The organism is Lacrimispora indolis DSM 755 (genome assembly GCF_000526995.1).
Classification (GTDB): Bacteria; Bacillota; Clostridia; order Lachnospirales; family Lachnospiraceae; genus Lacrimispora; species Lacrimispora indolis.
In genome coordinates this window covers 2,077,066-2,092,847 of sequence record NZ_AZUI01000001.1, presented here as the reverse complement: position 1 = coordinate 2,092,847, position 15,782 = coordinate 2,077,066, and the positions used below count along the sequence as shown (strand labels likewise).

General features: G+C 45.2%; 13 protein-coding genes. 5 read left to right on the top strand and 8 right to left on the bottom strand.

Going from position 1 to position 15,782, the window contains the following annotated elements; genetic code table 11:
* Positions 1-80: 80 nt before the first annotated feature.
* Positions 81-365 (top strand): hypothetical protein, encoded by a 285-nt coding sequence (locus K401_RS0109945; RefSeq protein WP_024292813.1) that lies wholly within the window; start codon positions 81-83, stop codon positions 363-365.
* Positions 366-872: 507 nt separating this feature from the next.
* Here K401_RS0109945 and K401_RS0109935 read toward each other — a convergent pair.
* On the bottom strand, positions 873-1,349 hold the full coding sequence (locus tag K401_RS0109935) for a hypothetical protein (protein ID WP_024292812.1): 477 nt from the start codon (positions 1,347-1,349) through the stop codon (positions 873-875).
* A 740-nt stretch (positions 1,350-2,089) separates the two neighbouring features.
* Between K401_RS0109935 and K401_RS0109930 the strand changes: the two genes are divergently transcribed.
* A complete protein-coding gene (locus K401_RS0109930) occupies positions 2,090-3,286 on the top strand; it encodes an IS256 family transposase (protein ID WP_024292811.1) in 1,197 nt (398 codons plus the stop codon).
* On the opposite strand, the gene K401_RS0109925 is transcribed toward K401_RS0109930, so the two are convergent.
* The gene (locus tag K401_RS0109925; protein ID WP_024292810.1) at positions 3,283-3,600 is read right to left on the bottom strand and encodes a GNAT family N-acetyltransferase; all 318 of its coding nucleotides are present in this window, start codon (positions 3,598-3,600) and stop codon (positions 3,283-3,285) included. The two genes, K401_RS0109930 and K401_RS0109925, sit on opposite strands and share 4 nt — an antisense overlap.
* Positions 3,601-4,435: 835 nt before the next feature.
* Here K401_RS0109925 and K401_RS0109915 point away from each other — a divergent pair.
* The gene (locus K401_RS0109915) at positions 4,436-5,131 is read left to right on the top strand and encodes a response regulator transcription factor (RefSeq protein ID WP_024292809.1); all 696 of its coding nucleotides are present in this window, start codon (positions 4,436-4,438) and stop codon (positions 5,129-5,131) included.
* A gap of 8 nt (positions 5,132-5,139) precedes the next feature.
* Positions 5,140-7,407 carry a sensor histidine kinase gene (locus tag K401_RS0109910; RefSeq protein ID WP_024292808.1) on the top strand — a complete coding sequence of 756 codons (2,268 nt, stop codon included), beginning with the start codon at positions 5,140-5,142 and terminating at the stop codon, positions 7,405-7,407.
* Here the strand turns inward: K401_RS0109910 and K401_RS0109905 are convergent.
* Positions 7,397-8,758: an MATE family efflux transporter gene (locus K401_RS0109905; RefSeq protein WP_024292807.1), complete on the bottom strand. Its 1,362-nt coding sequence runs from the start codon at positions 8,756-8,758 to the stop codon at positions 7,397-7,399. The genes K401_RS0109910 and K401_RS0109905 overlap by 11 nt on opposite strands.
* Positions 8,759-8,773: 15 nt before the next feature.
* A complete protein-coding gene (locus K401_RS0109900; protein WP_024292806.1) occupies positions 8,774-10,306 on the bottom strand; it encodes a C40 family peptidase in 1,533 nt (510 codons plus the stop codon).
* Between the two features lie 269 nt (positions 10,307-10,575).
* On the opposite strand from K401_RS0109900, the gene K401_RS0109895 reads away from it, so the two are divergent.
* Entirely contained in the window at positions 10,576-11,382 is an 807-nt protein-coding gene (locus K401_RS0109895; RefSeq protein WP_024292805.1) for a ZIP family metal transporter, read from the top strand.
* A gap of 71 nt (positions 11,383-11,453) precedes the next feature.
* Here K401_RS0109895 and atpC read toward each other — a convergent pair whose 3' ends face one another.
* The 4 genes from atpC to atpA all read right to left on the bottom strand — a co-directional run bounded on the left by atpC (position 11,454) and on the right by atpA (position 15,778).
* Entirely contained in the window at positions 11,454-11,870 is a 417-nt protein-coding gene (atpC, locus tag K401_RS0109890) for an ATP synthase F1 subunit epsilon (protein ID WP_024292804.1), read from the bottom strand.
* A 16-nt stretch (positions 11,871-11,886) separates the two neighbouring features.
* Complete coding sequence (gene atpD, locus K401_RS0109885) at positions 11,887-13,281, bottom strand: F0F1 ATP synthase subunit beta (RefSeq protein WP_024292803.1); 1,395 nt, start codon at positions 13,279-13,281, stop codon at positions 11,887-11,889.
* An 88-nt stretch (positions 13,282-13,369) separates the two neighbouring features.
* Positions 13,370-14,266, bottom strand: a complete 897-nt coding sequence (atpG, locus tag K401_RS0109880; RefSeq protein WP_024292802.1) for an ATP synthase F1 subunit gamma — start codon at positions 14,264-14,266, stop codon at positions 13,370-13,372.
* A gap of 3 nt (positions 14,267-14,269) precedes the next feature.
* The gene (atpA, locus tag K401_RS0109875; protein ID WP_024292801.1) at positions 14,270-15,778 is read right to left on the bottom strand and encodes a F0F1 ATP synthase subunit alpha; all 1,509 of its coding nucleotides are present in this window, start codon (positions 15,776-15,778) and stop codon (positions 14,270-14,272) included.
* Positions 15,779-15,782: the final 4 nt, after the last annotated feature.

The following is a 15,782-nucleotide window of genomic DNA, read 5'->3' as shown; positions in this document are numbered from 1 at the left end:
TCTCCAACTAACTATCAGTATTAAGTTTTCAATACCTGTAAAATATGCTATTATAAAACAAAACTATATAAGGAGGCACTATGACACACCATATCATTGTAAAATTTCTAGATACTGTTTCTAATAAAGAAGAATTAATCAGCCAAATTAAGGATCTGTTTTCACATGCAACTGAGATCCCTGGAGTCCATCAGGTTCAGTTGTTCTCATCTTGTATTGACAGGGCAAACCGCTATGATTTAATGATAAAAATGGTTTTGGAACCGGAAACTCTGAATGTATGGGATTCATCGGAGGTCCATAAAAAATGGAAGGATGATTTCGGACAATATCTTGCAGCCAAGACTATTTTTGATTGCAATTAAAAAGTGCACCACGGTTTAAATATGGTTTAAGAACATCTTTTGGAGCCCATGCGGCAACATTACTTCAATTAAATCCGGTATCTAATAGATAGTATCCGTCATGAACACATCTTACACCGGAATCCACTGCTATTCTTTCATGTTTCTTTCTACTTCCGGCCCGGTCAGGCCTGATTAGGCCGGAAGGTTATGTAATGCCGGACATACCGGACGCATTGCTCCTGATCTGCTTCTACAAAGCCTGAAACTATCTCTTTGAGGAAATCCTTTTATATGGTTACCGCGTCCTTGTCCTGGCAGGTAATACGCATTGCACATGTACAGCACCATGAAGCTTTTTGTGGTTTATAAGATGCCTGTTTTAAGAAATCGTTTTTATCCATCGTTCATCCTCCTTAAAATATCAGCTTTATGTGATTTAAAAAAACTACCAGCTTAATACTGATAGTTAGTAGTTTTCTTTACATGTTCACTTTATTAACTTTGCATTATGCACATAACAGGAAGTTATATGTTTTTTAATTTAACAGGAATAAACGTTTCCATTTGTGCCCAGCCTTGAGCATTTATAATCTCTTGTGGTGTAATGATGTGTCCCATTGCATAATGATTTGAGCGAATATCTAACTCTAATATTTTTGAGTTTACAATAAAATTTATCGCTTCCCTATATAATTTCCCGTTTGTTTCTTCATCACCATCCTTATAGGCATAGGTTAGGTAATAGCCGCCATCAAAATTAATTACCTCATTACCACCGTCATCAATATCCTCACTTAAAGCCCACATCCACACCATTCCTTGTTTCTCATTATCAAAATACAAAAAATCACGAGGTCTAAAGCTATCTCTTGGGCACAATTTAATGGCTGAAAAATACTTGTCGAATTTGTTCAAAATACTTCCCGGTGCAAAATCACACTCATTTGATACACCTGATGTAGATGCCTTAAATGGTGGCAATGATATAATTCTGAATTCCATATTTGTTCCCCCTTGTATATAAATTAGCTACATGAACAGAATACCACCATACTTACTAACTATCAATATGAAGTTTTCAATGTACATTTCTCTATTAAATGCTAATTTTTTCACACTCAAATTACCAACCTACTATCAATTTCAAATAACCTGTTATACTTAAATTAAAAAAATTTGGAGGTTTTTATGATTTCTTATTTTTTGCTATTCGCACAGTCACTTGAAATATTTAAGTATATTGTATATGTCATGGTTTTCCTATGCTGCATTAAGTATCTAAGAAAATGATTTCCTAAACTCTCCATCCTAATCTGCTTCATTCGCACAAAGTTCAAATACAACATTTCTTTCTGGCAACAAAAAACTACCAGCTTAATCCTGATAGTTAGGGGTCATCTTTACATATTCGATTTTATCGGTTCCGTGTTATGCTCATTAGTATAAGTTGTAATTACAACTTCTTTTCCATTTCCACATAAAGATCATTGCGAAATGTTTCATAAAATCCAGAATGTCGGTACAATGTAATGGCGGGTTCAAGTGTAATGCGGGTACTCAAATGTAACGCTTGGTCACCACACTGCTTTGCATGTTTTTCAACCATATCAAGCAATGATTTTGATATTCCGATGACGTATAATTAATTTCGCAAATTTAATTTCATAAAAATAGACATGGTCTATAGCCGTTTGGTAGAATTAAGTTACCACACAAAATACTCTCAAAGGAGGCTATAGAACATGTCTGATAATATTATACAATTAAATCAGGAACTTATCCATAACGAATTGAAAGATTTAGTACGCAACAGCGTTGAGGAAACCCTCAATGCCTTGCTGGATCATGAAGCAGAAGAACTCGTTAATGCGGAAAAATACGAACGTTCCGGTGAACGCAAGGGATATCGTTCCGGCCATTACAGCAGGAACTTTCAAACCACAGCTGGTGAGGTCAAATTAAAGATGCCAAAGCTAAAGGGTGTTCCGTTCGAAACTGCCATTATTGAACGCTATCGCCGCAGAGAATGCTCCGTAGAAGAGGCTCTCATTGAAATGTATCTCGCGGGTGTTTCTGTTCGCCGTGTTGAAGATATCACCGAGGCATTATGGGGAACTAAAATTTCACCTGGAACAATAAGTAATCTTAATAAAAAAGCTTATGAACACATTGAAACATGGAGAAGCCGCAAACTTAGCGGTTCTTATCCATATGTTTATGTTGACGGTGTTTACTTAAAGCGCAGCTGGGGTGGTGAAGTTCAAAATGTCTCTATCCTTGTTGCTATTGGTGTCAATGAAGATGGATGCCGTGAAATCATTGGCACAGCAGAAGGTATGAAAGAAGATCGTGAAAGCTGGAGGACATTCTTTGTATGGTTAAAAGAACGTGGCCTGGCTGGAGTGCGCCTAATTATTGGTGATAAATGCCTTGGGATGCTCGAATCCATTCCAGAAGTATTTCCGGATGCAAAGTATCAAAGATGTACGGTTCACTTCTATCGGAATATATTTTCGGCCACTCCTCGTAATAAGATGAAAGAAGTCTCTATGCTGCTAAAGGCTATTCATGCTCAAGAGTGTAAGGTATCTGCAAAGGAAAAGGCAAAACAAGTAGCTGATAAACTTCGCGAGATGAAATTAGCTTCGGCAGCTAAAAAGGTCGAAGACGGAATCGAGGAAACCCTTACATACATGGATTTTCCTAGCCAGCACTGGACTAGAATTCGCACCAACAACACCATCGAAAGACTTAATAGGGAAATCAAACGTAGAACCCGGGCAATTGGCGCTTTTCCTGATGGGCAAAGTGCTTTAATGCTTGTATGTGCCAGACTACGACACGTAGCAGGGACCCAATGGGGTACAAAGCGCTACATGAATATGGAGCATCTAAAAGAAATGGATCTCCAAAACGAGTCTGATATCATAGCCGGCTAACTACCGGCTACCAGACGGTTGAAATACAATTTGCGAAAAAATCTTGACACTATCGATATTCCTCGTCCACGATATTCATGCTTAATAAACATACGTTTAACCTCGCCAACACCAATAGATTTTTTTCGATAAGCAACGCATCCGATTGGCAAGTCGCCAAAGTAGGCCACCCAAACATTTTCTATGTTTTCATTTTTGCTATAGCGGGTATAATAAACACTATCACCGCCGAGAAACTCTATCATAAAATTATCTTGTTCTGAAAAGAGTTTAACAACCTCTTCGGAAATAACATCTATGAGTGCTATCTTCATAGGTACAACCTCCTGTAAAAGATATAATTAATCTGAAGTTGACATTTTATCAATATTCTTCATGAGTAGAATATCACCATACTTATTAACTATCAATATTAAGTTCTCAATGTACCTGCTTTTTCACAAACTCTTCACAGATCCATCAAATTCCTGTCACAATTTCCAGGTATATTAATTACAAATAGGCAATGGCCTTTATACATAAATCTTTTTCACACTTCAGCCGGCAGGATTCCCGATCTTGCCGGTTCCTCTATTTTTATGGGTTTGTTTTACTCCCCGTTGCCGACTTCTCTATCGTATTGGTTTGATGTTAAACCAGCCGCTGCAATACGCTTCCGACATCATCAAAAACATATGGCCCCATATTTACTGCTTCCTCTGCGTCCAATGCAATATTCAGGCAGTTCACCTGTTCTGAAAATCTTCCCACATCTCTGGAGTTGGCTTCTTCTCCAGTGATACCGTTTATTTTAGTTTACTGCCTTCCTTGAGAACTTCATCAATTTTTCCACTTGAATCAGCCATTCCAGTACTTCTTTCTGTGCCCCTGGCAAGTGATATTACTGCGCATATCTTCCGGCATACCTGTGAGAGCAATCTATACAAAGCTGAAGTGGATAATAATCAGACCCAATATCTCTCTGGACACTTACTTTCATTTTGGATACGTGTATGTAAAAGTGGATAAACTGGAGTCATATTATAATGCAGACAATGATAAAATAGCAGCTTTCTAATACGCATAAATAAAGGGTTTAGAAAAATCATAAAAATGTAATGTGCTTTTTTACGGCCTTCGTTGTATAATATTGAAAAAGGAGGTTTTCGTATGCAGAATATTTTAGTATGTGATGATGACAAACAAATCGTGGAAGCCATTGATATATATTTAACAGGAGAAGAATTTCATGTGATCAAAGCCTATGACGGTTATGACGCCCTGAAGCTTCTGGAGGATCACGAGGTGGATTTAATGATCCTGGATGTGATGATGCCGGGGCTTGACGGGATCAGGACCACCTTAAAAGTCCGTGAGACAAGCAGTATTCCCATCATCATCCTCTCCGCCAAATCCGAGGACACGGATAAGATCCTGGGATTAAACATCGGGGCTGATGATTATATTACCAAGCCATTTAACCCGCTGGAACTGGTAGCCAGGGTAAAATCCCAGCTGCGCCGCTATACCCAGCTTGGTAATATGAACCAGCAGCCGGCAGGACAAGTGTATAAATGCGGAGGCCTGGCCATCAATGACGACAACAAGGAAGTTGCCGTGGAAGGCGAGCTGATCAAGCTGACTCCCATTGAGTACAACATCCTGCTGCTCCTGGTAAAGAACGCCGGTAAAGTATTTTCCATTGACGAGATCTATGAACAGATATGGAATGAAGAAGCCATCGGCGCCGATAATACCGTTGCCGTGCACATCCGGCACATCCGGGAAAAAATCGAAATCAATCCAAGAGAACCCCGTTATTTAAAAGTGGTATGGGGTGTTGGCTATAAGATTGAAAAACAATAGGTGTATTTATGAAAAAAAGAACAGATTTTGCAGTCTTCCTGCACATGCTCTTCTCCCTTCTTGTTGTCATCGGCGTCTCCATCATGTACAGCAATTCCCACTACGGAGAGGGCATCCGCTGGATCACCCATGAAACCTATGAGGACACGCCTGACTTCACCCGCCAGCTCAAATCCGATATTGATGATATTTTTAACTATGTAAAATATAAGGAAGTATTTGAAACCAACGGAAAGCTTGATTATTCCAAGCCCATTGCCAGGGTTATGGAAGGTCCTGGGACCACAACGGAATATACGGTAGATGAGATGATACGCAGGGCCAAGTCCCTGGGCTTTTATCTGAATGAACAGTTTAAAGTGAGCGGAGGACAGCCGGCCTCCAATGACGGAGATTCCTATGTACGGGTGGATTACCGGGCATATGAACCGGATTTTAAGATCACGGAGCCTGGGGAAGCATTTCTCACCATGGACCAGCTGGCCTATGAGGTGCTGACCCACCTGGGCAATTACTATTCTTTTTATTACCGCTTTATCCAGAATCCCAGTAATCTGAAGTTCGAAATTCTCTATCATAACACGGAGGAAGATTATAAGCTTTACAGCAATGTTTCCGGAAAAACAGTAAATGACTTTAAGGCCATGGGAAAATATCTTTACGTAACCGGAGAAGCCCTTTACGTGGATTCCAATTTAAGTAATGTTCCGAAAAATGTTTCTTCCCAGCTTGAAAAGATGAATCCCTATAACAACGGCAATTACCATATGACCATAGCCGTGGACACTTCCTATCCCTTTGATGACGCTTACGCCCAGGCTTCCGCCTCCTATGACCGGATGCGCCTGCTGTTCATCATTGGAATGATAAGCCTGTGCCTGGGGATTTTAGGCTGTGCAGCAACCCTTTACGCCCTCGTAAACCACATCGGGCATCCGGATAAGGAACATGGCTCTGGTCCTATGGAGCGGATCCACCGGCTCCCGGCAGAAAGCTGCATGCTTCTGTTTGCCGGCGCTGCCATTCTGACCCTGTTTCTTGCAAACCAGGTGGCATATAAGATCATTCATCTTTTCCTTTCTGATGAACTATGGGATTACGGAGAATTGGCACTGCGTATTCTTATTTATTACGCAGCCGGACTGTCAGCTGCCTTAAGCCTTTTAAAGCGGTATAAGGAAGGTAATCTCTGGACCGGAAGCCTAACGTACCGGGGATTTCGAAACCTGTCCCTGTATGTAAAGAACCACCGCTTCACCACCCGGATCATGCTTTTCTATATCCTGTTCCTGGTTTTTAACATTGGAATGACAATGGCTTTTGCTTTTCTTCTGTTTACCTATAGCAGCCTGGAATCCAGGATCCTTATGGGTGCAGTTGCCGTATTGTTTTTCTGCCTGGATTTTCTCGTATTTCATCAGATGTACAAGAATGCATGGGAAACCGACCAGATCAACGAAGCTCTTTTAAACATTTCTAATGGAGATACCACCTATAAGATCGAAACCATGGCATTTAACGGGAAAGAACGGGAGCTGGCTGAGCATATCAATCACATCAGCACAGGACTTGAGACAGCCCTCCAGGAAAAGGTGCGTAGCGAGCGCTTAAAAGCAGACTTGATCACCAATGTGTCCCATGATATCAAGACTCCCCTTACATCCATCATAAACTATGTGGACCTTATAAAAAGGGAGCAGATACAGGATCCAAAGATTCAGGGATATTTGGAAGTTCTGGAACAAAAGTCCCAGAGGCTAAAGACTTTGACAGAAGACCTGGTAGAAGCCTCAAAGGCAAGTTCAGGGAATTTAAAGCTGGAGATCACCAGCATTGATTTTGTAGAACTCATCCATCAAACTAATGGAGAATTTGAAGAAAAGTTTGCCCTCCGCCACTTAGAACTGGTCTCCAGCTTACCGGCCGAATCCATCCTGATTGAGGCGGACGGCCGGTATCTGTGGAGGGTGCTTGAAAACCTTTATAATAATGCGTTTAAGTATGCCATGGAACACAGCCGGGTATACGTGGACATTACCGTGGAAGGGAATATGGCAGTCTTTACCATGAAAAACATTTCCCAAAACCCCTTAAACATCCGGGCTGATGAACTGACCGAACGCTTTGTCCGCGGCGATGTTGCCCGGACAACGGAAGGAAGCGGCCTTGGGATCTCCATCGCCAAAAGCCTGGCCGAGCTCCAGGGCGGAGATTTAAGGCTTTACATTGACGGAGATTTATTTAAGGCAGGCGTTGCCTTCCCCATTAAGAAATAAGCCTTATCCTCTCCCACTTTCCCGTCAGGTAGCGGAAAAAAGATATGATATAATTGGCCGTCCAGCCCATTGGAACCGCAAACCAAACGGCCTGGACGCCAATAACGGGGGCCAGCAAAGCAGCCACTGACACCCGGATCGCAAGGTTTACCAGATTGGCTGCAGTAAACACCACCACATCTCCTGCCCCCCTTAAAAGCCCGTCTGTGGTCGCTTTAAGACCAATGCACACGTAAAAGAATGAGATGAACCGGACATAATCCATTCCCGTCTTAAATGCCGTTTCCGCACTTCCTTCATTTAAAAAGCTTCTTATGAACCAATCTCCCCACGTTTCCATGATGATACAGATGATCACAGCAAAAACACCCACCATGAAATAACAGTAACGGTAGCCCTTTTTCACCCGGTCTGTCCTTCCTGCACCTATATTCTGGGCAGTATAGGTGGACATTGCATTTCCCAGAGCCAGCATGGGAACAATGCAGATGGATTCGATCCTGGTCCCTGCCGCAAAGCCCGCCATGACCGCAGAACCGAATACATTGACAACGGATTGTACGAGAAGCATTCCGATATGAACTATGGACTGCTGAAGGGTGGAGGGAATTGCTACCCGCATCATATGAAGCATCATATTCCAGTCATAGAGCCGGAACTGTTCCGTTGTTTCATACTTCTTTAACCTTCTCATCAGAATGAAAAATGACAGGACTGCGGAAAGCCCCTGGGCGATCAGCGTGGCGATTGCTACACCGGCTACTCCCATGAAAAACTGGACCACAAACAGCAGGTCCAATCCAACATTTAAGAGAGAAGAAAAGACCAGTAAGTACAGAGGAGTCTTTGAATCTCCCAGGGCCTGAAAAACCGAGGCCTGCACATTATACATGAATAAAAAAGGCAGCCCCATAAAATAAATGCCCAGATACACCGCAGCATCATCAAATACATTCTCAGGGGTATTCATGAAGCTTAAAATCCGGTGATTGAAAAGAAGCCCCAGACCGCCTAATATCACACCGATCAAAAGAAAATTTATAAGGGTGGTAGATATGGCGGTTTTCATGTTTCCTGTCTGTTTTGCCCCTAAAAACTGGGACACAACCACCGAGCTTCCGATTCCGCCACCTACCGCAATGGCAATAAACACGTTTGTAATGGAATAGGAAGCCCCTACCGAAGCCAACGCTTCCTCCCCTACAAACCGCCCTACCACCACGGAGTCTATGATATTATAAAACTGCTGAAATAAATTTCCAAGAATCATGGGAAGGGCAAAGAGCAAAAGTGCCCTTCCCGGTGAATCTGTTATCATATCAATTGCTTTTCTCTGTGTTTTCATACTCATTATTCTGAACCATTCCTATCCAAATATTCGCCAGCCGCAAATAAAGTTGTTCTTCCACCAGGAGCTTAAAGTACGTTCCACTACCCGTCCGTTACTGGAGGAAGCATCGATGACACTTCCGCCTCCGGCCACGATTCCCACATGGCCGCTCACCACAATGATATCCCCTGCCTTCAAACTTCCAAAGCTGGTGATTTTCGTATATTTCCCAACATTTCTCCAGCCGGAAGAAGTTAAGTAGCTCTGCCTCACTCCTGCCTGGTTGAGTGACCAGTAGACAAATCCCGAACAGTCAAAGGACTCCGATCCTTTGGCTCCCCATACATAAGGGCGTCCCAGCTTGGATCTGGCAATGGAAAGCAGACCGCTTACGCCGGAGCCTCCCTTAACGGTGCCTCCCTTGGTTGAACCGCCTGAGGAACCGGAAGAGCCTGCAGATTTTATGCTGCTTCCCGTAAGCTTGCTCATGGTAAGCTGTCCCACGGAACCATCCGCTGTCAGACCATTGTTGCTCTGAAAGGCCTTAACCGCCTTCTCTGTCACCTCACCGTAATATCCTGTCACATTGGCGGAAGCTAAGTACCCGTATTTATTTAACAGCTGCTGGATCCTGGTAACCGATTCTCCCTGTTCACCAAGGGTAAAGCCGTTTGGCTGCGCTTCTGCGCTCATTAAGGTGATCCTGGTGGAAGGCCCTAAATATCCATCCACAACCAGGTCATTCCTGGACTGGAACTGCTTCACCGCTGTCACTGTATCAGCTCCGTAAGCCCCGTCCGGAGTGGTGGTTAAATACCCAAGGTCTTTAAGGCGCTGCTGGCTGGATAAAACCACATCACTTTTTTCCCCATAAGCCAGAAAGTTGGGCTTGATCTCTTCGCTGTAAAGAAGGTTTATGGTCTGACGTCCCACTTTTCCGTCTATGTTTAAGCCGTTGACTTCCTGAAGCTTCTTGACCGCAGCCTCCGTTTCATCCCCAAAGCAGCTGGATACCTGGCCTGCGCTTGCCAGATACCCTAATTCATAAAGGCGGTTCTGGATCCGTGATATGTCCTCCCCTTCCACCCCCTTTGACACGGCGTAATATTTGGCGGATGGGGACATAATGGAATTTAAGGTCTCAGGCCCTACGATTCCGTCCTGGGTCAGACCGTTCTGGCGCTGATAGGTTTTAACAGCTGCCTCCGTCACATTTCCAAAATAATGGGTAGGTTCATCGTTATCCATAAAGCCTAAATTCATCAATCGCTCCTGAAGGCTGGCCACCACCGGATGCTCCACTCCATTGCGCAAATACTCGGGAATGGGGTTTTCCTTTTGTTCCGGCACCATAAGCAGCCTTGGCATTAAATCCCCGCCGGGCGTGAGTATCTCAATGGGCTGGATCTCCTTTTTTTGTTCCGTTACTATAGCAATGGAGGGCGTAGCATCTTTTCTAAGTTCCGTGACCGCTGACTTTTCACCGCAGCCTGCCAGCAGGGACGCTGCTGCCGCTGCCAGAAACACAGAATAGGCCGAACGCCTCTTCCATCTTATTTTTATGTTCATAAACCAAATTCCTTTCCTAATTATTGCCCACGCTTTTTGGGCATAAAGGGATACCCGAAGGGTGCTTCCTAATTATTGCCCATGTCCTTTGAGCATAAAGGGATACCCGAAGGGTGCTTTTTATGTAAAACCAGGTCTATTTTAACATAAATTTGTCGGAAAGGGAAAGGGAATTTATCTCATTGCGCCCAAACAGAGGTTATGATATAGTTAAAGCAGTGAAAATACAGTCAGAACCGCTGACTTTAAACAGAAAAGGAGGGATTTTTATGTCACCGATCTTGTGGGCTGCCGGCGGTACCGGCTTTACATTCCTCATGACCACTTTGGGAGCTTCCGTTGTATTCTTCTTTCGAAAAGAGGTAAACCAGTCTGTCCAAAGGATCTTCTTAGGTTTTGCCGCCGGTGTCATGATCGCGGCCTCTGTCTGGTCGCTGCTTATTCCGGCCATTGAAGAAGCCGAAGCAAAGGGGATTCCAGGCTGGATGCCTGCTGCCGGAGGATTTATTTTAGGAGTCGTTTTTCTCATCGTGTTGGATACCCTCCTTCCTCACCTGCATCCTGATATGAACGCTCATGGAAACAATGAAGCAGAAGGAATTTCTTCTACCTGGAAGCGGACCACCCTGCTGGTCATGGCCGTGACACTACATAACATTCCGGAGGGCATGGCCGTTGGGCTTGCTTTTGCCCTGGCAGCCCAGCACGGAAGTGATCCGGCCCTTTACACTGCTGCCATGGCCCTTGCCATTGGAATCGGTATTCAGAACTTTCCGGAAGGCGCCGCCATTTCACTGCCCCTCAGACAGGAAGGTCTTTCTACGGGAAAGGCATTTTTCCGGGGCAGCATGTCCGGCATTGTAGAGCCTGTATTCGGAATCCTTACCGTAATCGTTGCAGGCAGTATCCAGCCGCTCATGCCCTGGCTTCTGTCCTTTGCCGCAGGCGCCATGATGTACGTGGTGGTGGAAGAGCTGATACCTGAGGCCCACCTGGGAGAACATTCCAATGCAGGAACCCTTGGTGTTATGGTTGGATTTTTAATCATGATGATTTTAGATGTAGCTTTAGGGTAATAAAAAAGGATATCCGGGAGACAGACTTGTTCCTCCCGGATATCCTTTTTTATTTTACATATGTTTTCCTGTCAAAGGTTATATTTATGCTTTGTGCGCAGTCTGGCTAAGGATCTGGCTAAAGAAGCCTCAAAATGAGAATGCTCCTGAATGCTTTTACCCTGCCTTAGCTGCTCGGCCGCCCTTTCTCTGGCTTCCTCAGCCCGGCGTTCATCAATGTCCTCCGGGTGCTCTGCAGTATCAACAAGAAGCGTCACCCGGTTATTGATGATCTGGATGAAGCCATTGCCTACAACGGCATGAATCCACTGGCCGCTTTCATCCATCAGACGCATCTCCCCTATGGATACTGCAATAACCATATCCTCATGATGGGGAAGAACCGCCTTCTCACCATCCGCAAGAGGTATGATAAGCTTTTGGCACTGGCCTTTATAAAATATCTTATCACTGGCAAGAACCTGAAGGAAAAATGTTTTTGTACTCACAGGCAGCACCTCCAAGCTAAGCCTCTAATGTTCCGGCCTTTTCAATCACCTCATCAACGGTTCCCACGTTAAAGAACGCTGCTTCCGGATACCGGTCCAAACTTCCGTCTACGATTGCCTTAAAGCCGCGGACCGTTTCCTTAAGGGGAACGTATTTGCCTGCAACTCCGGTAAAATTCTCTGCTACAGAGAAGGGCTGGGATAAGAACTTCTGGATCTTTCTTGCCCGGTAAACCGTGGTCTTATCCTCATCTCCCAGTTCTTCCATGCCCAGGATCGCGATGATATCCTGAAGCTCTCTGTATTTCTGAAGAATCTCCTGAACCTTACGGGCCACTTCATAATGCTCTTCTCCCACCACATCCGGTTCCAGGATACGTGAGTTTGACGCAAGAGGGTCAACTGCCGGATAAATACCCTGTTCCACGATTTTTCTGGATAAAACGGTGGTGGCATCCAAATGGGCAAAGGTCGTTGCCGGGGCTGGATCCGTTAAGTCATCGGCAGGCACATAAACGGCCTGAACAGAGGTAACGGAACCATTTTTTGTGGAAGTGATCCTCTCCTGAAGCTCGCCCATTTCCGTAGCCAGGGTAGGCTGGTATCCAACCGCTGACGGCATACGTCCTAAAAGAGCGGAAACCTCAGAGCCTGCCTGAGTGAACCGGAAAATATTGTCAATAAATAAAAGCACATTTTTATGCTCTTCATCGCGGAAATATTCCGCCATGGTAAGTCCTGTCTCAGCCACACGCATACGTGCACCCGGCGGCTCATTCATCTGTCCGAACACCAGGGCAGTCTTAGAAATAACGCCGGATTCTCCCATTTCGGTCCAAAGGTCATTTCCCTCACGGGAACGCTCTCCCACACCGGTAAAAATAGAATATCCTCCATGCTCTGTGGCAATGTTGTGGATCAGCTCCTGGATCAGAACCGTTTTTCCAACACCTGCGCCGCCGAACAAACCAATCTTTCCGCCTTTTGCATAAGGAGCCAGAAGGTCAATAACCTTGATCCCTGTTTCCAGGATCTCTGCCACAGGACTTTGCTCCTCAAAGGCTGGAGGATCTCTGTGAATGACCCACTCCGGACCGCCCTCTAAGGCTCCCCCGTTGTCAATGGTCTCTCCGAGAACGTTAAAAAGGCGTCCCAGAGTCTGCTCGCCCACAGGGACCTTGATTCCTTCCCCTGTTGCGGTTACCTCCAGGCCTTTATACAGCCCTTCACTGGAAGCCAGCATAATGCAGCGGACTGTGCTGTTGCCCATATGCTGTGCAACTTCCATGACGCAGCGTCTCCCTTCATTATCCACCTCAATGGCGTCCTTAATGCGGGGAAGGTCGCTGCCCTCAAAAAATTCTACGTCTACTACAGGTCCAAGGACCTGAACGATCTTTCCTTTATTCATATTCTGTTACTCACAGTCGTGAGGACTCCTCCTCTCTAAAGTCAACCGGAACATCCGGTGAAACGGACATTCGCAGGCTGCATTCAAATTACGCTTTCTTCCTTTTCTTTTTCTGAGCCTTTGCACCGCTGATTACCTCGGTGATCTCCTGGGTAATGGCTGCCTGGCGGACCCTGTTGTAGGTGATTGCCAGCTCGTCAAGCATTTCCTGGGCGCTTTTTGTTGCCGCCTGCATTGCCATCATTCTGGAATTCTGTTCACTGGAATAAGATTCCACCAGACCTCCATAGATAAAGCCTGCGATGTAATTGGGCACAATGGCATCGATCACTGCCTGCGGAGACGGCTTCATGGTGATCTCCTCCAGATGCACGTTAATGGGAACGCTCTGGCTTAACCGGTGCTTGGGAAGAGGAAGAAGCTGCTCGATCTCAGCTTCCATTTTCATGGCATTCACCATTCTGGTGTAGATCATATACACCTCATCCAGCTTTCCGGACAGGAAGTAATCCACGATTTTTTCTTCAATGATCCTGGCCCGGCTCATATTGGGCTTCTGTACGGTATACCGGAAATCCTGTTCTACGGGTATGCCTTTTTTCAAAAAATACTGCTGTCCCAAATCGCCCACAACAAACAGCATGGGATTTCCGCCCTTGTCAATCTGCTCCTGAGCCAGTTTAAAAATATTATGATTATAAGAACCAGCAAGCCCTTTGTCAGCCGTTACCACGATGTATCCGATCTTTCGTTCTTCTTTTTTAATATGCGGCCTGGTATCCAGATAGGGGTCGTCAATGTCGGGCGTATGCCTTATGATCCTGCTAATGGTCCTTTGCAGCGCATAGAAATAAGGCTCCGTATCAGTCAGGGCTTTCCTTGCCCTTTTCAGCTTTGACGAGGAAATGGTATACATCGCATTGGTTATCTTCATAGTGCTTTTAATGCTGTTCATCCTGCTTTGTATCTCTCTCGCATTTGCCATATCCTACACCCGTTTCTGTTTAAATTCGGCTGTTGCATCAAGAATTTTCTGCTTCAGCTCGTCGGACAACGCCTTGCTTTCTTCGATTTCCTTTCCGATTTCCGGATGAGACTCATCAAAGAAGGCCAGCAATTCTCTCTGAAATTCTTTGATCTTAGAAGCTTCCACATCCAAAAGCAGCCGGTTATTGGCCACAACCAGACTGATCACCTGGGCATGAAGGCTTAAAGGATGGCCTAAGGGCTGCTTTAACAGCTCTGTAAGCCCCTTTCCATATTGAATCTGCTCCTTGGTAGCCGGATCTAAATCCGAGCTGAACTGGGTAAACACCTCCATCTCCCGGCACTGGGCCAGGTCGATACGAATGCTTCCAGCAGCCTTTTTCATGGCCTTGGTCTGTGCCGCGCCGCCTACACGTGATACGGAAAGACCAACATTGACCGCCGGTCTCATGCCGGCGAAAAACAGATCGCTTTCTAAGAATATCTGTCCGTCAGTAATGGAAATAACATTGGTGGGAATATAAGCGGATACATCACCGGCCTGGGTCTCAATAATGGGCAGAGCGGTAATGGAACCGCCTCCTGCTTCCTCGTTCAACCGGCTGGAACGCTCCAGAAGTCTGGAATGAAGATAAAATACATCGCCAGGATAAGCCTCACGTCCCGGAGACCGCTCCAAAAGCAGAGACAGGGAACGGTAAGCCACTGCATGCTTTGACAAATCATCATAAACGATCAGCACATCTTTTCCCTGGTACATAAAATACTCCGCCAAAGCCGTCCCTGCATAAGGAGCAATATACTGTAAGGGAGCCGGTTCACTGGCCGTGGATGACACCACAATAGTATAATCCATCGCGCCGTAATGAGTAAGGGTATTCACCAGCTTTGCAACGGTGGAAGCCTTCTGGCCAATGGCAACATAAACGCAGATCACACCCTTACCCTTCTGGTTTAAAATGGCATCAATGGCAATGGAAGTCTTACCGGTCTGACGGTCGCCGATGATCAGCTCTCTCTGCCCCCGTCCGATGGGGAACATGGAGTCAATGGCAAGAATTCCTGTTTCCATGGGAACGGATACGCTCTTACGTTCAATAATGCCAGGCGCTTCATGTTCAATGGGGCGGTAATCGTCAGAGATGATCTCTCCCTTTCCGTCAATGGGTGCACCAAGAGCATTGACCACTCTTCCAACAAATCCTTCGCCCACGGGGATTCCTGCGCGCTTCTTTGTTCTTGTTACCTTACAGCCTTCCCGGACGTCCCGGTCGGAACCAAACAGGATGCAGCCGATATCTTCTCTTCTGATATCCTGTACCATGCCCTTGATTCCGTTATCAAAAATAACAATTTCTCCGTACATTGCACGGTCAATTCCATAAACCGTCGCAATGCCATCGCCAACGCTTATAACCGTTCCCACTTCCTGGTCCCTGGCATGAGCGTCATAATCTTCAATCTCACTTCTCAATATAGAAATAATTTCATCTGAATTGATGGAAGCCACGTTT